The sequence below is a fragment of the Rothia sp. L_38 genome, assembly GCF_050689125.1.
In the GTDB taxonomy this organism is placed as follows: domain Bacteria; phylum Actinomycetota; class Actinomycetes; order Actinomycetales; family Micrococcaceae; genus Rothia.
The window spans coordinates 25,344-45,261 of record NZ_JBOEQD010000014.1; the positions used below are offsets into that span (position 1 = coordinate 25,344).

The 19,918-nt window shown below is 57.3% G+C and carries 18 protein-coding genes; 12 read left to right on the forward strand and 6 right to left on the reverse strand.

Annotated features, from left to right (window positions below; all coding sequences use genetic code 11):
• Positions 1-24: 24 nt before the first annotated feature.
• From ACRCJM_RS10530 to ACRCJM_RS10540, 3 genes are all read right to left on the reverse strand, one after another.
• Positions 25-1,590, reverse strand: coding sequence for an LCP family protein (locus ACRCJM_RS10530; protein WP_431464862.1), 1,566 nt, complete (start codon positions 1,588-1,590; stop codon positions 25-27).
• 155 nt (positions 1,591-1,745) lie between these two features.
• On the reverse strand, positions 1,746-2,384 hold the full coding sequence (gene purE, locus ACRCJM_RS10535; RefSeq protein WP_237222353.1) for a 5-(carboxyamino)imidazole ribonucleotide mutase: 639 nt from the start codon (positions 2,382-2,384) through the stop codon (positions 1,746-1,748).
• A 71-nt stretch (positions 2,385-2,455) separates the two neighbouring features.
• On the reverse strand, positions 2,456-3,637 hold the full coding sequence (locus tag ACRCJM_RS10540; protein ID WP_431464863.1) for a 5-(carboxyamino)imidazole ribonucleotide synthase: 1,182 nt from the start codon (positions 3,635-3,637) through the stop codon (positions 2,456-2,458).
• Positions 3,638-3,921: 284 nt separating this feature from the next.
• Between ACRCJM_RS10540 and ACRCJM_RS10545 the strand changes: the two genes are divergently transcribed.
• Positions 3,922-4,497: a GtrA family protein gene (locus ACRCJM_RS10545; RefSeq protein ID WP_431464864.1), complete on the forward strand. Its 576-nt coding sequence runs from the start codon at positions 3,922-3,924 to the stop codon at positions 4,495-4,497.
• Here ACRCJM_RS10545 and ACRCJM_RS10550 read toward each other — a convergent pair.
• A complete protein-coding gene (locus tag ACRCJM_RS10550) occupies positions 4,445-5,197 on the reverse strand; it encodes a TIGR03089 family protein (protein ID WP_431464865.1) in 753 nt (250 codons plus the stop codon). The genes ACRCJM_RS10545 and ACRCJM_RS10550 overlap by 53 nt on opposite strands.
• 214 nt (positions 5,198-5,411) lie before the next feature.
• Between ACRCJM_RS10550 and ACRCJM_RS10555 the strand changes: the two genes are divergently transcribed.
• The 4 genes from ACRCJM_RS10555 to ACRCJM_RS10570 all read left to right on the forward strand — a co-directional run bounded on the left by ACRCJM_RS10555 (position 5,412) and on the right by ACRCJM_RS10570 (position 8,711).
• Positions 5,412-5,885 carry a WhiB family transcriptional regulator gene (locus ACRCJM_RS10555; RefSeq protein WP_431464866.1) on the forward strand — a complete coding sequence of 158 codons (474 nt, stop codon included), beginning with the start codon at positions 5,412-5,414 and terminating at the stop codon, positions 5,883-5,885.
• Positions 5,886-5,903: 18 nt separating this feature from the next.
• Positions 5,904-6,167 carry a DUF3499 domain-containing protein gene (locus ACRCJM_RS10560; RefSeq protein ID WP_431464867.1) on the forward strand — a complete coding sequence of 88 codons (264 nt, stop codon included), beginning with the start codon at positions 5,904-5,906 and terminating at the stop codon, positions 6,165-6,167.
• Between the two features lie 143 nt (positions 6,168-6,310).
• On the forward strand, positions 6,311-7,552 hold the full coding sequence (locus ACRCJM_RS10565; protein ID WP_431464868.1) for an Ig-like domain-containing protein: 1,242 nt from the start codon (positions 6,311-6,313) through the stop codon (positions 7,550-7,552).
• Positions 7,553-7,688: 136 nt separating this feature from the next.
• Positions 7,689-8,711 carry a TIGR01906 family membrane protein gene (locus ACRCJM_RS10570; protein WP_431464869.1) on the forward strand — a complete coding sequence of 341 codons (1,023 nt, stop codon included), beginning with the start codon at positions 7,689-7,691 and terminating at the stop codon, positions 8,709-8,711.
• Between the two features lie 4 nt (positions 8,712-8,715).
• On the opposite strand, the gene ACRCJM_RS10575 is transcribed toward ACRCJM_RS10570, so the two are convergent.
• Positions 8,716-10,323: a dolichyl-phosphate-mannose--protein mannosyltransferase gene (locus ACRCJM_RS10575; protein WP_431464870.1), complete on the reverse strand. Its 1,608-nt coding sequence runs from the start codon at positions 10,321-10,323 to the stop codon at positions 8,716-8,718.
• Positions 10,324-10,413: 90 nt separating this feature from the next.
• Between ACRCJM_RS10575 and rsmI the strand changes: the two genes are divergently transcribed.
• Both rsmI and ACRCJM_RS10585 read left to right on the forward strand, forming a co-directional pair.
• Positions 10,414-11,298 (forward strand): 16S rRNA (cytidine(1402)-2'-O)-methyltransferase, encoded by an 885-nt coding sequence (rsmI, locus tag ACRCJM_RS10580; protein WP_431464871.1) that lies wholly within the window; start codon positions 10,414-10,416, stop codon positions 11,296-11,298.
• 4 nt (positions 11,299-11,302) lie between these two features.
• A complete protein-coding gene (locus ACRCJM_RS10585; protein WP_431464872.1) occupies positions 11,303-12,379 on the forward strand; it encodes a TatD family hydrolase in 1,077 nt (358 codons plus the stop codon).
• Here the strand turns inward: ACRCJM_RS10585 and ACRCJM_RS10590 are convergent.
• Positions 12,333-13,577 carry a glycosyltransferase 87 family protein gene (locus ACRCJM_RS10590; protein ID WP_431464873.1) on the reverse strand — a complete coding sequence of 415 codons (1,245 nt, stop codon included), beginning with the start codon at positions 13,575-13,577 and terminating at the stop codon, positions 12,333-12,335. The two genes, ACRCJM_RS10585 and ACRCJM_RS10590, sit on opposite strands and share 47 nt — an antisense overlap.
• A gap of 78 nt (positions 13,578-13,655) precedes the next feature.
• On the opposite strand from ACRCJM_RS10590, the gene rsmA reads away from it, so the two are divergent.
• The 5 genes from rsmA to ACRCJM_RS10615 all read left to right on the forward strand — a co-directional run bounded on the left by rsmA (position 13,656) and on the right by ACRCJM_RS10615 (position 19,424).
• A complete protein-coding gene (gene rsmA, locus ACRCJM_RS10595; RefSeq protein ID WP_431464877.1) occupies positions 13,656-14,591 on the forward strand; it encodes a 16S rRNA (adenine(1518)-N(6)/adenine(1519)-N(6))-dimethyltransferase RsmA in 936 nt (311 codons plus the stop codon).
• A complete protein-coding gene (locus ACRCJM_RS10600; protein WP_431464874.1) occupies positions 14,588-15,505 on the forward strand; it encodes a 4-diphosphocytidyl-2C-methyl-D-erythritol kinase in 918 nt (305 codons plus the stop codon). The genes rsmA and ACRCJM_RS10600 overlap by 4 nt, the downstream gene beginning before the upstream one ends.
• 79 nt (positions 15,506-15,584) lie before the next feature.
• Entirely contained in the window at positions 15,585-17,369 is a 1,785-nt protein-coding gene (locus ACRCJM_RS10605) for an ABC transporter ATP-binding protein (RefSeq protein WP_431464875.1), read from the forward strand.
• A complete protein-coding gene (locus ACRCJM_RS10610; RefSeq protein ID WP_431464878.1) occupies positions 17,369-18,547 on the forward strand; it encodes a glycosyltransferase family 4 protein in 1,179 nt (392 codons plus the stop codon). The genes ACRCJM_RS10605 and ACRCJM_RS10610 overlap by 1 nt, the downstream gene beginning before the upstream one ends.
• The gene (locus ACRCJM_RS10615) at positions 18,540-19,424 is read left to right on the forward strand and encodes a glycosyltransferase family 2 protein (RefSeq protein WP_431464876.1); all 885 of its coding nucleotides are present in this window, start codon (positions 18,540-18,542) and stop codon (positions 19,422-19,424) included. The genes ACRCJM_RS10610 and ACRCJM_RS10615 overlap by 8 nt, the downstream gene beginning before the upstream one ends.
• Positions 19,425-19,918: the final 494 nt, after the last annotated feature.

The following is a 19,918-nucleotide window of genomic DNA, read 5'->3' on the forward strand; positions in this document are numbered from 1 at the left end:
ACCGTTTTGCCGCGGGGCGTGGGGTTAGGGGACCGAGCAGGTGCCGTTCTCGCTGAGTTCTGAGGTGAGCTGTGCGCGGTAGGCGGCGGTTTCAATCACGTCGAGGCCTGAGGGGCCGGACGCTGCTGAGCCGGTGCTTGAGGCAGCTGCGGTGGTGACGGTGGGCTGGACGCCTGAGGCTGAGTCTGCAATGACCTGCTGGACTGCGGTGTGGAGCTGGTCGAAGTCGGGGTAGGTGGGGAAGCTGGTGTCGAAGTAGGGTGGGCCTGCTGCGAACTGGATCAGGTCGTAGTTTTTGGATTTGAGGGCAACATCACCGAGGGCTGCGAGGCCGTTTTGGGGGATGTTGGTTTCGATGACCTGTTCGCCGGCTGCGGTGATGTCTGCGAATTTGGTGAGTACGTTGGCGGGGTCGAGCTGCTTGAGCATAGCTGCCTGTACGCAGCGTTGGCGGGCTTGACGGTCATAGTCTGAGGCTCCTTCGCGGGAGCGGGCGTACCAGAGGGCGTGGAAGCCGTCGAGGTGCTGTACACCGGGTTCGATGTAGCCGTCGATGGGGTTGGGCAGGCCGGTAATTTCGTTGGTGCCGCCGCCGATGGGAACGTAGCCACCTACGTCGATGGTGATGCCGCCCAGGGCGTCGATGAGCTGCTCAAAGCCCGACATGTCGATGAGGATGTAGTTCTCGACGGTGATACCGAGGATACCTGAGACAGCGTCCATGGTTGCTTCGGCTCCGGGGTCGTCGGTTCCGGGGTAGAGGTCAGCGTAGTCGGCGGTGACGGTGGGGTAGAGGGCGTTGAGGATGCATTCGTCACCGCAGTCGAAACCAGTCGGGTAAACCTCCCAGAGGGGGGAGCCGTCTTCAAAGATGGCGTTTTGTAGGTTGCGGGGTACTGAGATGGTGATGGCCTGACCGGTGGCTGCGTCGATGGATACCACGGTCATGGAGTCGGGGCGGCGGCCTACGCGGTCGGCGCCGGCGTCCCCACCCATGAGCAGGATGTTGTAGCGGCCGTCCTGTTCCTTGATGGGGGTGCCACCTGCAAAGATGTTGCCGAGTGCTCCGCGCCCTACCCAGGTGATGTAGGCGGCGTATCCTAGCCCGCCGCCGGTGAGGGCGATGCAGGCGACCAGGGCGAGGGTTATCAGGGGTTTGGAGCGGCCTTCGAGCAGGCCGGGGCGGATAGCGCGCAGGGTCGCTAGGAAGAGGTAGACCCAGCCCAGGGCTAGCACTAGGAGGGCGGCAGTTACGAGTAAGAGCACCCAGGTGTTGGTGACCAGGGAGAGTACTAGGGTGCGGCGCAGGGTCCAGAGGAGCAGGAGGGCCAGGAGCAGGCCCCAGACGGTAAAGGTGATTTTTAGAGCCTTGCGGCCCAGGGGTTTCTGCCCGGTCAGTAGTTGGGCAGAACCGGGAAGGAACAGGGTGAGCAGAAGCAAGGCCCAGGCCCGGCGGGTACGGACGGAGGCCGACGCCGCTTCGGGGTGTTTCAGCGGATCGGTGTAGGTAGGTTCTACCAGGTGCTGGCCTCGTCCCCTGATACCCGTGATAGGGGCTGCGGAGCGTGGGCGCTTGCGCTCACCGGACATGTGTTTGCCTCCCTGGCGTGGTGGGCCTAAAAAATAACCGAGTGTGGTTGAGTATCTTGGTATCTACTCAACCACACTACTGAAAGAAGCTGGGTGCTCCCGGAGCGGTCTTCCTTAACTTGCCGAGGGGCAGGCAGGAGCCGCTGGGCAGGGGGTTAGGGCGCGTAGGGGGTCTTCTGCTGGCCGTCTTGCTCGTCGTTGTGGGCCGGGGCTGGTGCCGCCTGGGTGGGGCGGGGTGCGGCGTCCTCATCGAGTTCTGCCTTGTGCTCTTCGACTTTGGCGCGCAGGGCTGCGCCCTTGTCCATGGCGGTCTGGCGCAGGGAAGCGGCAAAGTCTACGAGGTCGGCCCGTACCTGGCGGGCGAAGCCGTCGCTGCCTGAGCCCAGCATACGCAGGGCTAGCAGGCCGGCGTTGCGGGCGCCGTTGATGGAGACGGTTGCGACGGGCACACCGGCAGGCATCTGCACGATGGACAGGAGGGAATCCATACCGTCGAGGGACTTGAGCTTGACCGGCACACCGATGACGGGCAGAGGGGTAACCGAGGCCAGCATGCCGGGCAGGTGGGCTGCGCCGCCGGCACCGGCAATGATGACGCGGATGCCGCGGTCTGCTGCTTCACGCCCGTAGGCAATCATGTCTTCGGGCATACGGTGGGCTGAGACCACGTCTGCCTCGTAGGGGATGCCGAATTCTTCGAGGACTTCAGCGGCTGCTTCCATGACCGGCCAGTCTGAGTCTGAGCCCATCACGATGCCGACGATGGGATTATTGGAGTCGTAGGGGGAGGTCATCTTGCTCCTTGAAGGTAGGGGTGGTGCGGACGCCCGCCCCACCTGGGTAGGGCCGGGCTGGGCCTGCGGAGTTAGGGGGTGGAGGGGCCGTCGGTGAGCAGGGAGGCTGCTGCGGTGGCCTGCTGGCGGAGGGCGGGGAGCTCGTTGGCGGGGCCGGTCATATTGATGTGCCCAATCTTGCGGCCGGGCTTGACTGCCTTGCCGTAGTAGTGGACCTTGGCTGCCGGGTAGTCTTCCATGAGCTGCGGGTAGACGCCGAAAATATCGTCGTTGGTACCGCCCAAGAAGTTCTTCATCAGGGCGACCTCGCCCTTGATGTCGGTGCTACCCAGGGGGTAGTTAGCAACGGCCCGCAGGTGCTGCTCAAACTGGCTGGTGACTGAGCCGTCCTGGGTCCAGTGCCCGGAGTTGTGGGGGCGCATGGCGAATTCGTTAATGAGGAAGCCCGACTCAGAGCCGGGAACTTCAAAGAGTTCAGCGGCCATCACGCCGGTGACGCCCAACTCAGTTGCAACCTTAAGGGCGGCTGCCTGGGCAGCTTCTGCTACCTCGGGGGAGATGCCGGGGGCCGGGGCAATAACCTCGTCACACACCGAGTTCACCTGAATGGACTCAGCTACAGGCCAGGCCATAACCTGGCCAGAATCACGGCGGGCTACCAGGGCAGAGAGCTCGCGGGTAAAGGGAACCTTTTCCTCTACTAACAGCGCCGAAAAGTCGGTGCGCGCAGGCAGCTGCTCAAACCAGGTCGCTGACTTCTCGCGGGCGTCCTGCTCATCATCGAGCACCATCACGCCCTTACCGTCATAGCCACCGCGCGGGGTCTTCAGAACAACAGGCCAACCACCCTCATTACCGAAGGCGAGGAGTTCGTCCAGGGTGCGTACTTCGGCCCAGTGGGGGTTGGGCAGGCCCAGGCGGTCAACGGCTTTGCGCATCTCAATCTTGTCCTGGGCATGGACCAGGGCAGCGGGGCGGGGCTGAACATTGACGCCCTCGTCCATCAGACGTTGCAGAAAATCGGTGGGCACATGCTCATGATCGAAGGTGAGCACATCAACCTCGCGGGCAAAAGCTGCCAGCGTATCGTAATCGTGGTAGTCACCTACCGGAGCGAAAGGCACCGCCCGGCGAGCACAGACGTCCTCGCTCTCAGCCAGAATACGAAGGTCGAAGCCAAGCTCGGTAGCGGCGGGCGCCATCATGCGCGCCAGCTGGCCGCCACCTACAACACCAATTTTTGGTCCAGTCATAGGGTAAGTCACAGTCACTAGGCTACCTGGGCACACGGTGCTTGTAAAAGCCCCAGCTACATGCTGAACAGGCCCAGAGGCACCGGGGTCAGTTCCCAGGCAATGCCCCGCAATCTGTGAGCAAAATACTACCCCTGCCAGGAGGGCACCGAGCCCATAGCGCCTGTACTATGTGAACAGAAAAGACCTGCTCCCCAGTTCAGTCAGTGCGCCCCAGGCCCCCTGCCGAACTCATGAACGTTCCCGCCGGGAGGGGCCCGCACCAGAAGACTAGGGAGAAAACCATGAGCTCGCTCAAGCAGCGCCTAGAAACCCTGTGGCACAGTCACGGCCGGGAGATAGCCCAGTTCCTGAGCGTCGGTGGCATAGCTTTCGTCATCAACTCCCTGGTGACTTGGTCGCTCATGCACTCTATCTTTGCCGACGGGCACGCCAAGGCTAAGGTCGTAGCCGGCATTGTCGCAACCATCTTCTCCTGGGTAGCGAACCGCCTGTGGACCTTCCGCGAAAAGCGCACCGGCAACAAGGTACGTGAAGCCGTTGAATTCGGCATCGTCAACGCCATCGGTATCGGTGTTGAGGCCTCCTGCGTGCTCTTTAGCGTCTACGTGCTGGGCCTGACCAGCCCGCGGGCGTCATTTATCTCGGGCACCATCATCGGTACCATCTTGGGCACCATCGTGCGCTATTTCCTCTACAAGTTCTGGGTCTTCTCACAGAGCAGGAGCCATAACGGCGATAAGACCTCCGAAGAAAAGCGGGCCGAGCTGATCGAAGAGGCTACCAAGATTATGACCGGCTCCCTGCCTATCGTTGAGAAGGCAGAGACCGGGCCCGTTCGTCGCCCAAAACTCGACTAAGACGCTCCTGCTCCCAGGTCACCGCCGGATCGAGAACCAGAGCTGCCCGGCCTGAAGCCATGACCGCCAGGGCCTGCTCTAGGTAAGCGGCATCAAAAAGTTCACCTGGAACCTGGAGGGCGGCTACTTCGTGCTCATATTCGGTAGTCAGGGCCGTAGCCTGCTCGGTAAGCTGCTCCATCAACCGGCCATAGCTGATGCCAGCCCATGCCTGCCCCTCTGCTGCTGGGGCAGCCCAGCCCACATAGACGTCGGGGTGGGACCTCACCTCAGCGGCATAATCAAGTACCTCAGACGGCAACTGTCCCATAAAACGAGGTGCCAGCGGCTCGGCGGCGACAGCCAACAGGTATTCTTCCTCGGCATCCTCTAACTCTGACATATCAAAGGCGGCGCGGACGTCCGCCCCCGCCTGCAGCTCCCACGTCAAGGTCGCCCCGACCCGCAGACCAGCTGCTGCCAAAACTAGCGAACGCCAGTGCAGGCGCTGGGGGAGCGCCAGCAGAGAGCCAGGCTCTACCTCACACTCATCAACCAAAAAATTAGCGGTCTTTGCGACCCAGTTGTCAAAAACCCGACCCGAAAGCTCAATCCGCTCACCCGGCGCTGAATACCAGAGCAGGGCAGGAGACTGCCGCTGAGCCAAAAGATTCATGAACTGAGGGAACGAAGAAGCTGCCTGGGAAAATGATGCTGTCATGCTCCCTACTCTAGGGCACCGCCCGCTCCGCGGCCAGAGGGCCCCGTACGCGGTAAATGCATATACCACAGAGAAACGCAAATTATTGTGAGAGAATCTCGTGTGAAGAAGATTTTTTTAATCCCAGCTTGACGAATAGGCGGTTACACGCGTGTAATTAGGTGCAGGGAATTTTTTTATTCTGTCCTCAGTTTGGGATATGAAAGGGAAGACTATGGGCCTCCACAGCCGCCTGCCTCAGGGCGCTGCAGGGCGCACGCCTGATGTGGCCCAGTACCACACTATGCACTCTGCCCAGTATTTAGAAGACCAGGCTACCGCTTTGCTCAATGCCGCAGCCCCCAAAAGCCGCGGCCGTGCAAGCTCACTTGCCAGTAGCTCAGCTACCGACATGTTCTCCACCGACTCCGAGGCCCTCTCCCTCTGGCAGCAGGCCGCCGGTATCTACAGCACAGACGGTGACGACGGCGAACTCTCTTGGCAGGCAGATGCCCTCTGCGCCCAGACCGACCCCGAGGCCTTCTTCCCTGAAAAGGGCGGATCAACCCGCGACGCTAAGCGAGTATGCAGCGAATGCCCCGTTCGCGAAGCCTGCCTAGAATACGCCATGGAAAACGACGAGCGCTTCGGTATCTGGGGCGGCTTATCAGAGCGTGAACGCCGCCGCCTCCGCAAGCAAGCTATCTAAGAAAGAAGGGCTTGATTCATGGCAATCACCCGCCAGTGCTCACGCCAAACCTGCCAGCGTGAGGCTATTTTCACCCTCACTTATGCCTACGCCCAGTCAACCGCTGTGATTGGCCCCCTTTCCGTGCACCGGGAACCTCACGCCTACGACCTGTGTGAATTCCACGCTGACCGTCTCACCGCCCCCCAGGGCTGGGATGTTGTGCGCCTGGACGGGCCCACCACCAGCCCCGCGGCAGAAGAGCAGGCAGAAGCGTCCTACCCACCCCTACGTTCTGTTTAGAGCGAGATCCGGTATAACCCGTTGGTCTATGACCAACGGGTTTTCTTGTAGGCCCTATATCAAAAAGAGCCCTTATCCGATAAACTTTGACGAGCACACAACACACTTGCGCCCACAGTACGTGACATAAGGAAGATAAGTTCGTGGTCAACCCCATCAACGCAGCCAACCGAGACACCTTTACCCGTCGGTCCTTCGTGACCGTAGGAGCTCTGGGCACAATGACTCTTGCTGCCTGCTCCACACCCGAGAGCAGTACCAACAGCGCAAGTGCCGCTGCGACTGCAAGCTCAAGCCCCACTCCCACCGTAAAGTTTGCCGGTACTGTAGAGGTTTACCCCGCCCTCGACGAGGTAGAAATCAACCCCATCGAGACCGTCACCGTTACCACTGCTGATTCAACACTCACCAAGGTTACTGTCGCCACCGCGGAGGGTGAGGAACTCGCCGGTGAGCTAGCTGCAGACGGTAAGAGCTGGACATCCACCGACCGTATGCTCTTCCACAGCGATTACACCGTAGAGTGGGAAGCAGAAGACGCTGCAGGTACCGCAGGAACCGGCGAGAGCACCTTCTCTACTGTCTCCGCTGCCTACGAAGTAGACGCCCTCATGAACTTTGAAGATGGAGCCAGCTACGGCATCGGCAAAATCATTCAGTTCAACTTCTCTGAGCCCGTGCTCAACAAGGCTGAAGTAGAAAAGCGCATCACCGTGAAGGGCGGAGGCGACCAAGCCGGTAAGTTCCGTTGGTACAGCGATTACATGGTGCGTTATCGCCCTGAAGATAAATGGGCCACTAACTCTACCGTAACTGTCACCATTGATATTTTTGGTCTCGATGTAGGCAACGGCATGATCGGTAACCACACCACCACTCGTACCTTCAAAACCTGGAATAAGCGCTACGCTTTTGCAGATAACAACACCAAGACCATCAAAATGTACGTTGATGATGTCATGGTGCGCGAAGCATACATCACCCTGGGAAATGCTGATTGGCCTTCAGTAGTGGGCCAGCTGGTCATCATGGAAAAGGCCGAGAGCTACTACTTTAACTCTGGCTCCCTTAACCTGGCTCCTGGTGACCCCCACTACTACGAGCCTTTCTGGGCTTCTTGGACTTCCCGCCTGACCTCCGGCGGTGTATTCGTGCATCAGGCCCTCCCCTCAGCCTGGTCATCGGTAGGCCGGGTAAACGTCTCCCACGGCTGTATCGGTATGCTCCCTGAAGACGCTAAGTTCTTCTACAACACCTTCGGTGTAGGTGACGTTGTGGAGACCGTAAACACCGGCTACCCCCAGGCTGACCCCGACGACGGTTATGGCGACTGGAACATCCCCTTCGCCAACTACCACGACTCAAACTGGAAGGGTAACTGGTAAGGTCAAAGCCTGCCTCAATAGTCTTAGAAACTCCCGCTCTGTAGCACCATCTCCGGTGCCCGAGCGGGAGTTTTTGATATCTACCGCGTAGAATACACAGGCAGACGCACCCTACATACCCGGGAGGAAACCCACCGTGGCCCAGCAGCCCGACCAGAACCAGGAGTGGAAGAAACTCACCCCCGCCGTCACCACGCCTAAGGCCGATAGCCTACTATCAGCCCGCCGGGCTGAGCGCGGTATTCAGACTCCGGCTCCTACCGCCCACGAGGTAGGCGACACCGGTTCATCGGCAGAGCAAACCGGCACAGATACTCCCTCAGAGGCCGCCCCCTGGACCGCGCCCCTAGCCGCGGTGGCAGCTCCCGAAGGTAACGCGTCCGCTCCCGAAGCCACCCCGGCTGCAGAACGTGCCGAAGCCCGCGAGGTCGCGGTAGATGACAAGCCCCGCCTGCTGGGGCTGCGCCGGGCTATCATCGCCCTGGCCGTTCCCGCTCTGACCATCATGCTAGCTGTGCGTGCCGTCGCCAGCCCCGCCTTCCTCTGGCTCGAATACCACCGCCCCGGCTTTCCCTCAGACAGCTACGGCTTCGATACCCAGGAAAGACTGCGTCTGGGCTCCTACGGGCTGGACTATATCTTGAACTTTGCCCCCCACACCTACCTGGCCGATATCACCACCGGCGGCAACACTGCCTTCCTTGCCAGCGAAGTTGAGCACATGACCGACGTCAAACGGGTCATGCTGATCAGTATGACCTTTGCCCTCATTATGCTGGTGCTGGCCCTGCTCTCAGCTCGAACCCTGCGCCTGCGGGCCCCGGGCGTCCTGCGCTCCTCCCTTTTCACCGGTGCCTGGCTCACCCTAGCCCTACTCATCGGTCTGGGCGTTGCCGGAGCTATCGGCTGGGAAGCCTTCTTCACCACCTTCCACGAGGTCTTCTTCCCCCAGGGCAACTGGCAGTTCCGCATGAGCGACACCCTCATCCGCCTCTACCCGCCCCAGTTCTGGGTGGACGCCGCCGCCACCGCCGGTGCCCTTACCCTCTTGATGATGGCAGCCGTCCTCGTCATGACCTGGCCTACCCGCTACCGCAAGCAGCTAGCCCTCAAGCGCCGGGCAGAGCGTCAGGAGCTCAAAGAACTCCTGACCAAGTAAACCCCTAAATCCAGGCGTCAAACCACATGCGCTCGCGCCACTCAGTGTAGGGGACGGTCTGGGCTGTCCAAATAGGCCAGTAGTAGATAGAGACCAGTAGCGCGAAGGCTACAAAGAGCCCTACCACCAGCAGCCCGGCCCGGCGGCGGCGTACGCTGTCGCCGGGGCGTCCTAGCGCTAGCCCCAAAATACCTGCCAGCATAAGAATCAGGTAGGGCTCGAAGGAGAGGGCGTAGAAGAAGAACATGGTGCGCTCGGGGTAGGCAAACCAGGGGAAATAGCCCACCGCGAAGACCGCGAAAAGGGTTGCAAAACGCCAGTCGCGGCGCAGCAGCACAATGAGCAGGGACAGGGTTGCAACGATGATAAAGGACCACCAGATGAGCGGGTTGCCGATATTCAGCACCGCCTCAGAGCAGGAATCAACCGTACAGTCGTTCACGCCCAGGTCAGGGGATTCATAGTAGTAGCTGGTGGGGCGGCCCAAAATTAGCCACTGCCAGGCCGGGGACTCGTAGGTGTGGGGGGAGTCCAGTCCGGAATGGAAGGAGTAGGCAGAGCGATGGTACTCCCAGAGGGAGCGCAGAGACTCTGGCAGCCAGAGAAGTCCCTCGCCGGGGTGCTCCGCGGCCCAGTTGCGGTCGTAGGCTGAGTCTGAAAGGAACCAGCCGGTCCAGGTCGCCAGGTAGGTGAGCAGGCCGGTACCGATGAGAGCAAAGAAGGCGAGGACGCCGTCGCGCAGGAAGCCCGCGACATACCAGCGGCGGATGCCGGCTATACGGCGGGCGTTGGCGTCCCAGAAGACCGTGAGCAGGCCGAAGATAGCGATGAAGAAGAGGGCGTTCCATTTGACCCCGACCGCCAGACCCGCACAGATGCCTGCGATGAACCGCCAGTAGCGGAAGCCCAGCCAGGGGCCATAGCGCATGAAGTCGTCGGTGGGGGTGCCCTTGTGGTCGCGGGTGTGAGCTGCGATCCGGGCAGCGAGCTGGCGCCTACCCTGGTAGCGGTCAAGCAGCAGAGCCACAAAGGTAGCCAGCAGCCAGAACATGAGGAAGATATCGAGCAGGGCAAAACGGGACTGCACAAAGTGCAGGCCGTCGATAGAAATCAGCAAGCCAGCAAGGGTCGCTACCGTCACTGAGCGGAAGAGCAGCCAACCAGCCAGCATGACCAGGCCCACCGACAGGGTGCCGGTGAGTGCTGCGGCAAAGCGCCAGCCGAAGGGATTATCGTCCCCAAAAATTGCCATACCGAAGGCGATCATCCACTTACCAACCGGCGGGTGGACCACATATTCGGCGGTTTCAAGGATGCCCGATGGGGCTCCGGCAACGAAGGTCTCGTTGGCTGTATCAGACCAGTTGCGCTCATACCCAAAGTGCAGCAGGGAGTAGGCGTCTTTAGCGTAGTAGGTTTCGTCAAAGACGATGGCGTTAGGGTTGGCCAGGTTTACAAAACGCATGAGCCCGGCAAGTACTAGCACAAGCAGGGGCGCCACCCAGCCGTAGCGGGGCAGCGGTACCGCTGTTACAGCTAGTCGCGCCCGGAGGGCTGACTCGGTGAAAGCGTCTTTGAGGGTCAGGACGGCAGAGGTTGGGTTAGATGTCACCCTAGATATGCTACCCGGGGCAGCAGAATCATGCGCGCGGACGCGGAGCACCGAACCCCACAGGGCGTAAAAGTAGTAGGGTTTAACCCTATGGAATCCTCCCCTCATACCACGTCCGCTGCGCCGGCCGAAGGCGGCGCCCTCATCCTTGGCGGAACCCCCATCGGCAACCTAGCCGATGCCTCCCCGCGCCTGCGCGAGGCGCTCGCGTCCGCCGACGTCCTCGCCGTTGAAGACAGCCGTACCCTGCGTAAACTAGCCGCCGGGCTGGGCGTCACCACCCGGGGACGGGTGCTGGTCAACCACGACCACAACGAGGCCGACCGTGCCGGGCAGATTGTTGAAGCCGTGGCAGCCGGTCAGACCGTGCTACTCATGTCGGACGCCGGTATGCCAGCAGTCTCTGACCCCGGCTACGTGGCAGCAGCAGCCGTAGCCGACGCTGGTCTGACCGTCACCGCCCTGCCCGGCCCCTCAGCTGTGGTCACCGCCATTGCCGTTTCCGGCCTACCCTCGGGCCGTTTCACCTTCGAGGGCTTCCTGGCCCGCAAGGGCTCAGATCGCACCCGCCGCCTGGCGGCGCTCGCCACCGAAGATCGCACCATGGTCTTCTATGAGTCCCCCCACCGGCTGGCCGCGACCCTGCACGACTTTGCTGAAACCTTCGGGGCAGAGCGCCGGGCGGCTGTCTGCCGCGAACTGACTAAACTGCATGAAGAGGTAGCCCGCGGCAGCCTGGCAGAACTTATCACCTGGGCAGAGTCCAAGCAGATCAAAGGCGAAATTGCCATCGTGGTGGAGGGGGCGCCCGCACCCGAAGCTGAAGAAGCAGAGAACCTAACCGATCTCGTCCTCGAACTGATTGCCGGTGGCGTCCGCCTGAAAGCCGCCTGTGCCCAGGTGGCCGAAGCTCACGGGGTCTCTAAACGCGACCTCTACCAGGCGACCCTGGCCGTCAAAGACTCAGAAAGCTAAACCTATGTGTACCGACCACACCCTCACCGACTCCGAGTTGTACGAACTTGCCGAGCGCTTTGCCTCTTACCTACCCAGTGAGGCTGAGCAGACCGCCACTATCTTTGAGGCCCCCGAACCGATTCTTGAGGGCGAAGTACCTCCGGCCTACCGGGCTGACCGCTACAACACCGCGGGTGAGCCCAGCGGGGAGGGCACCCGCCGCCGCGGAGAGAAGGGCGAGGACGGTCGCCGCCGCAACCTGGTCTTTCCACCGGCTCCCGCACCCCTGCCCTACGCCATCGTCGATAACCACACCCACATGGACCTGCTGGACGGTGAGGTCGCCGTGACCGCCCGCGACGCTCTCGACACCGGCGAAGCCCTGGGCATCGGTGCAATTGTGCAGGTTGGCTGTGACGTGCCCAGTTCCCTCTACGCTGTGCGAGCAGCCCAGGCTGACCCACGCGTGCTAGCCGCTGTAGCCCTGCACCCTAACGAGGCTCCCAAACTGGCAGAAGCTGGCCAGCTAGAGGCGGCCCTAGCCGCTATCGACACCCTGGCCGCTGACCCGCGCGTCCGTGCCCTGGGGGAGACCGGCCTGGACTACTTCCGTACCGGTGAAGAAGGCAAGGGGGCTCAGGAGGAATCCTTCCGCGCCCACATCCGCATGGCCAAGAAACACGGTAAGGCCGTGCAGATCCACGACCGGGACGGCCACGAGGACGTTGTACGTATCCTGCTGAGCGAAGGCGCACCCGAGACCGTCATCTTCCACTGCTACTCCGGCGGGCCTGACCTGGCCGAGATCTGCAACGACCAGGGCTGGTACATGAGCTTTGCGGGCACCGTAACCTTCAAGAACTCGCACGGTATTCAAGAGTCGCTGAAGCTAGCCCGCCGGGACCTAATCCTGGCGGAGACCGACGCCCCCTTCTTAACCCCCCACCCCTTCCGGGGCCGCCCCAATGCCAGCTACATGACCAACTACACCGTGCGTTTCATGGCTGAACACCTGGGGGCTGACCTGGAAGAACTCTGCCGGGATATTCGCGCTAACTCTCTGGCAGCCTACGGGAGCTGGGGAATTGAGGGCTTCTAGCCGCTAGCGCGATGTAGGCGACCGCCCAGACTACCGGCAGGGCGTGTAGGAGGGCCAGGTGTTCGGGCCATTCGTTACCGCCCCAGTTGTGCCCGCCAAACCAGACCGCAAAGGGCATAGCAAAAATCAATGTGCCGGTGGCGGCCAGGTAGAGGTAGCCGCTGTGGGCAGTACGCCAGCCGTAGAGACCTGCGAAGATGAGGAAGGTCACGAACCAGACCCAGTGGTGGGTCCAGGAGATAGGGGAGAGCAAGAGCCCCAGCACCGCAACACAGGAGGCTGCCCCCAGGTAGGCGCCGGGGGCGTCCTGCCCCGTTAACCTGCGCACAGCCAGGTAAGTCAGCACTACCGACCCCAGGGCGGTGATGACAAAAAGGACGCCGGTGAGCCAGCTGGGGAAGAGCATGGCCCAGGTGCCCAGCAGATTATAGTTCAGCGCCCCGGTAATCGACCCCACGCGGGAAGATTCAAAGATTTTCTCGGTGAAGTACTCGCGGGCTACCTCAAAATCGACGGCAAAACTCAGTGCGATAGAGGCCAGACCGGTGCCCACGAAACGGGCCAGAGACTTCCAATCGCGGGTGGCGAGAAAGAGCAGGCCGAAGATAGCCGGGGTGAGTTTGATGCAGGCGGTCAGGGCAATGAGCACCCCGTGCCAGCGGGTGTTCTTGAGGTAGATGACGTCGGTGAGAATCAGCAGTACCAAAAAGATGTTGATCTGCCCCAGTTCCATATTGAAGCTGATGGGGAAGAACTTGAGTAGCAGGGGAGTGAGCCAGAGCCCGGCAGCTAGGGCGGGGCGCTTGCCTACCCTCATACCCCGGCAGGAGAGGTAGACCAGGGCCACCAGCGCGGCAATGTTGAGCAGCAGGAATATAGGCCCTGCGGTATCTGCACTGGTGAGCAGCACAAAGGGGGTGAAAACGAGGGCAGCAAAGGGTGGGTAGGTGAACCCGTAGATTTCTTCGGGCGGCAGAGCCCAGTTGTAGAGCTGGCCGGTTTCTAGCCAGTGGGCCACCCCGCCGTAGTAGACCTGTAGGTCGAAGAATTCCCGGGCCACCATTTTTTCGTCCCAGAGGAAGGGATAGGCGCTGATGAGGGTCAGCACCAGGGCAGTGGCCAGGGCGGGTGTGCTGGTGAGTGCTCGGGTAAGGGCGGCGATGGGCGGACGCTGGTGGGCGGTAGGTGCTACAGGCATGGGGTTCCCGGGGTTGGGTGGCTTGGTACGAGCAGTAATTCTACCGGGGGTGTTCTGAGGGTGGTGAAACCTACGTGTATATACAGACCCGGTAGACTAGAGAGCGTGACTGAACAGCTTGCTCCTGCGCCCGATGCCCTGTTGGGCCCCCAAGAAATTCGTGACCTGGCAGCCCAGCTCGGCATCCGCCCCACTAAGACCCTGGGGCAGAACTTCGTGATTGACCCTAATACGATTCGTCGTATCATTGCTGCTGCCGATATTAGCCCCGATGAGACGGTGGTTGAGGTCGGCCCGGGCCTGGGATCCCTTACCCTGGGTATTCTGGACGCTGCCCGCGACATGGTTGCTGTTGAAATTGACCCGCCCCTGGCCGAGCAGCTACCTGCAACGATTGCCCGCTTTCGCCCCGGCTCAGAAGACCGTATCAATGTGGTGCTCTCCGATGCCATGAAGGTTACTGAACTGCCGCGCACCCCGTCCGCCCTGGTCGCCAACCTGCCCTACAACGTGGCGGTGCCGGTGCTCCTGCACATGTTCGCGACCTTCCCCTCGATTGAGCACGCCCTGGTGATGGTTCAGGACGAGGTCGCCGATCGCCTCTCAGCCAAGCCAGGTTCAAAGATTTACGGGGTTCCCTCGGTCAAGGCCAACTGGTTTGCCGAAGTGTCTAAGGCCGGGGTGATCGGCACCAACGTTTTCTGGCCTGCCCCCAAGATTAAGTCTGGTCTAGTGGCTTTTAAGCGCCGCCCGGAGCTGCTATCTGACCTGCCTCGTGAAGAGGTCTTTGCCATTGTCGATGCCGCCTTTGCCCAGCGTCGTAAGACCCTGCGGGCCGCCCTCGCTGGCTGGGCCGGCTCTGCTGCCCGCGCCGGTGAGATTCTTGAAGCTGCCGGTATTGACCCGCAACTGCGTGGGGAGAAGCTCGATATTTTTGACTTCATCAAGATTGCCGAAGCCGCCCGGCAGGTACCTGCCCCTGCCGGCCAGAGCGGGGAGGGCGCGTCCGCATGACTCTGAGTGTTTCTGCTACCGCCCCCGGCAAGGTCAACCTGTATTTTGCGGTGGGGCCCCTGCGGGAGGACGGCTACCACGAGGTAGCCTCGCTCTACGCCGCTACCGATGTGCTGGAGCGCGTGACGATTTCTTCGGCCCAAGAGCCGGGTATCGCCCAGTCGATGAGCGTTGCTGAGGGCTCCCCTGTGGCGGAGCAGGTCGCTGCCGGGGCTTTTGACCCGGCTGTGGTTCCGCTCGACGAATCTAACCTGGCCTATCGCGGTGCCGCAGCAGTGCTGGCGGAGCGCGGTCTGGAGCCCGCGGACGTCGCTGTCCAGCTTCATATTGATAAGGCAGTTCCGGTTGCCGGTGGTATGGGCGGTGGGTCAGCCGACGCTGCTGCTGCCATGAAGGCGATGAACGATTACCTGGTGCAGGCCGGTCTTGCTACTGAGCCTCTTGCGCTTGAGCGCCTGTTGGAGCTGGCTGCTCCGCTGGGCGCCGATGTGCCTTTCGCCCTGTTGGGCGGCCTGGCCGTGGGCACCGGGGTGGGGGATAAGCTCACTCCGATCAAGGTGCCCGAGGGTGTGGAGCCGCTGAGGTTCGGGTTTGTGCCTTCAACGGCTGGGCTATCAACCCCTGCGGTGTTTAGGGAGCTGGATACTGGCCGGGCTGAGGGGCGCTACCCTGCTCCGGACGCCACCCTGCAAGTTCCGCAGGAGCTGCTAGACCTGCTGACCTCGGCCAAGCCGCTGCAGGAGCGCCTCCCGGCTATCGCCGGGATACTGCGCAACGACTTGGCTGCGCCTGCTGTTGCCTTGTTGCCCGAACTGGCAGAAACGCTGGAACAGTCCGAAGCCCAGTTCGGTGTAGCGGCAAGCTTTGTGTCAGGCTCGGGGCCGACTGTCGCCTATATCTCGCAGTGGGCATGAGCATAGAGTGAACCCAGTTTAATGGGAGCACCAGTAGAATAACGATATTACTCGTAGTCACTTCAGCATCGTAGGGGTCATGCTTAATAACATTCGGAACCTGTTTTACCTCGTTGACTTTCCAGTCAAGGGTAAGTTAGCTTTTTCAGTCGTAGGCGCCTTCATAGTCTCACTGCTAGAAATTTTTGGTGTCGTTGCAACTTACCCACTACTTCTTGTAGCATCGGGTCAGACTCTTGACACAGGTATTCTAGCTACAATCACGAGGGTCGCAGGAACCTCAGACCGGCAGCAGCTTATCATCATTCTAGCGTGTCTTATTGTTCTTGCATTTGTGTGCAAAGCTTTGTTTACGATAGGTTTTCGATGGTGGCAAGTTGGATTAATCAGCAAGATAGAGCGCTCAGCACGTGTGAATCTTTTGAGTCTTTATCTAGATTCTTCATACCAAGAGCACAAAAAACGTGAGCTTTCAAAGATTCACACTAATCTGGTTACCGCAATATCACAGAGCTACGGTCAAACAATTTTTAGTTTACTAAGTTTTATAACTAGCGTTCTGACTCTCATCTTGATGTTTCTTGTGATTATTATTATTTCACCTGAAGTGGCTGTATTTGCTATCCTATTATTTGCGGGTATTGGGTACCTGATTCCTTTAATGCTGCGAAAGCGTCTTGCTAAGATTAGTCGAGATTTTACTGAGGCCGACTACCTATCGTGGTTCTCATCAATGCCAGCTTTATCTGCTTTCCGAGAAATGAGATTGTTCGGTGTAGCGGATAATTTTATAGCTAAATATAATGAGGCCTCTAAAATACGCGCTAGAGCCGGTCGAGAGCAGTCAGTAATTAACGATTTGCCCAAAAATATTATTGAAATAATTTTTGTACTAAGCATTGCAGCATTGGCTACCTATATGTTTGCAACGAAAACTCAGGCTGAAGCTGTAGCTACTATGGGTGCCTTTAGCGTTGCTGCCGTTCGTATCATGCCCGCTTTAAACTCTGCTATTGCCTCCTTAAATGGGGTGCGCGCAGGATCTGCTGGCGTCACCATTATCGACAGGGAGATTTCATATTTTAGAAAAAATCATCGGTACTCACAAATACCTTCAGAGGGTGTTGAATTCGATGGTGATATCTTGGTTGATGGCGTAAGTTTTCGCTATTCACCTACAGATCGAATGATTCTAGAAAATGTATCACTCGAGATTCCTGCACGTAAGACTGTTGCTTTCGTTGGTTCCAGCGGATCAGGTAAATCTACTCTTGTAGATATTATTCTGGGAATGTTGGATCCCACTAAAGGACGGGTGACCTGCGGGGAACATCGCATCGACTCAGATATTAAATCATGGCATCAGCAGCTAGGTGTTGTTCCGCAAAGCGTCTATGTTCTACCTGGCAACCTTAAAGAGAATGTTGCCTTTGGGCTTAACCATGATCAAATTGATGAGGAGCGAGTTCTCACATCACTAAAATATGCAGAGCTAACTGAACTAGTTGAGAGTCTGCCTCAGGGAATAGATGAAGACCTAGGGCAGGACGGTAGTCGACTCTCAGGTGGTCAACGGCAACGACTAGGAATTGCGCGTGCGCTGTACCGCAACCCAAGCTTGTTAGTGCTTGATGAAGCAACCTCTGCTCTAGATAATAAGACAGAGCACAAGATTACCCAAACGATTGAAAATCTATCAGGCGAAATGACGATTCTTATAGTGGCTCACCGGCTATCTACGATTCGTAAAGCGGATATTATCTACTATATGAAAGACGGAAAAGTTGTGGGTCAAGGTAACTTCGAAGAACTGTCTCGTACTGTTCCAGATTTTAAAGAACTTGTTAATTTGGGGAAGCTGTGATGTATTATTCTATTGTTATTATTTCTAACTGTGTTCCTAAGGTAGAGCCAACAAGCGCGGGTGAACGTCTAATACGGGAGCTTTACTTCGCACTTAAAGAGGTGGGCCATACACCTATTATTTTTTCAGCGCGTCCTGTAAATGGTGTAGAAGAATCTTACGACGTCGACCATATTTTTCTTGAAATTAATTCAGATTCTTGGTTTCAACGGATTAGAAATCTTTATAATAGTTGGTCCCCTAATATTCAGCTTCTTGATGCTATTAAAAATAACACTGAAGCTATAGATATTCTGCAGCGGGCACGCATTATTGACTTACAATGGTCCTCAAATTTGCTTCTTGCACCTTGGATAAAAAAGCTGAACCCTTGCGCTAGAGTGATAGGTACTTTCCATGATGTTAGCAAACAACGTTTTAATCGGAGGGCACAAAGCGAGCCTGTTCTTCTGAAATCACTATATTGGAGGACTCTTGCAATAGCTGCTGGTATTTCTGAGAATTTTTACTCGAGATCTTTAGATACTCTAGTAACTTTATCGGAGAAGGATGCCCACCTTCTAGTTATCAAGCCCAGTAGAAGAGAATCCTGCCAGGTGATACTACCTCCTGCGTATGTGAAGAAGGAAAGCAGCCCTCGTCAGCCTGATGATGCGAGTATCTTGTTTGTTGGCACGATGTATCGGTGGGAGAACCATGAGGCAGTGGAGTGGTTTATCCGTGAGATTCTTCCCGGTGTGTGGGAGGAGATTCCTAATGCGCGTTTACTCGTGGCGGGGGAGAGCCCGTCAACTGATCTTGTTGCTTTAGGAGCTGACGAACGTATAGAGTTCTTGGGTTTTGTCGATGACTTAGGGCCTCTATATGCGCAGGCAACAGTGGTAGTCTCCCCCATCCGTTTAGGAAGTGGGGTAAAATTTAAGACTCTGGATGCTATTTTGCGTGATGTTCCCTTGGTGTCGACTAACGCAGGTGTTGAAGGGATAGCTAAAGTAAGGTGGGCAGCAAAGCTCGCAAACAATGCGGAGTCCTTTAAGCAAGCAGTAGTAGATGTGCTTAGCCATTCAGAATATTATGCGGCAAAGGCTCAAATCTATCGTCGGGAAGCAGAAAAGCTTTATTCGCAAGAAACTTATCGCAGCCGCATCGCAGAAGTATATGGGAGAGAAGATGCGTAGCTTTACAGTTGTAATACCTGCTTATAACGCAGCTGACTACTTGCAAGAGCAGCTTGAAGCGCTTCTACATAATACGGTTGATATCCCCGAGATTATTGTTTCAGATAATGGGTCTACTGATTCTACAAAAGCTCTTGTAGAATGTTTTGCGCAGAAGCATAAAAATATAAAATACTTGTATTCGGGGGAACGTGCTGGCGTGAGCTATGCTCGAAATAAGGGTGTTCAGCAGGTCCACAATGAGCTAATCCTCCTATGCGATGCAGATGATATTGTTGCAGAGGATTGGGCAGAGAAATTAGTAGAGGCTCTCGAGACTGCAGATTTAGTCGGGAGCGGATACCATTCTTATCTTTATGACGAAGATAAAGATGGCTATGAAGTTCTCTCCACATCATTTCAACAACCATCTGTTTTTAATAACCAGCCTTATTCTTTGAGCTGTAGTATGGGAATGAAAAAGAGCACCTTCGATGTGGTGGGCGGGTTTGACGAATCCTATCGAGGAGGCCACGAAGAGGTAGATTTTTGTCTGCGAGTTTCTGCGGTCGGCCTGATCCATCGGTGGGTGGATGAACCTTTAATTTTTTATCGCCAGCGCCCTTCAACCAAGGGATTGGCGCGACAATCACGCCACTACGGACGCACTTGGGTACAGCTAGCAACAAATTTTTCACCTGAATTCGACCATCATATACCGAGTTTTAAGCTTATGTTGCGTAAGGTTTTGCCCTCTCTGCCGAGATATTTTCGGCAGAAGGGGCATACCTGGTCAGAGATCAGAGGCTTTTGGTGGAATCTTGGCGTATTGGAGGGGGTAATCCGTTACAGAGTGCTCGGAATGCTTCCTAGCCGTAGTCTTGTTGATGGAAAATAGGATCTGTTCCTATTTTTTGTTGAAGTTTTCTAATTAGAGAATTTTTATTTTCTTTACGAATAATTGACTAATCTTCATATATTATAGCTATTTAATGTCTAATCGGTTTATGATGGGGAAAATCTAGTTAAATTTTAGTCAAGATTAAATATAAATATTTTTTTATGTTTGCGATTGGTGGGAAAATAAGTAAATAATGGTCAGTTGTTACTATTTGCAGGGTTAATTTGTCTTGTCTGCTTGATATGGTGCAGAAGTATCAAGGTCACCAAGTTCGTAGAAGAATTTTTGAGTGATACGGAAGGTCCCTCCTAATGGTGTTGGCTAATAATTTTCACGTATTATCTGTTCTTCTCCAGGTATGCGTCAATCAGAAATAAATCATGGTATCATGAACCGTGCTCAGATAGTTTTTGTCTTTAATCTTTCCTGCAATTCCGGTAAAAATTACCGTTGGCTTGAAAATAATGAGGCTTATTCAAAAGTCCCACCCA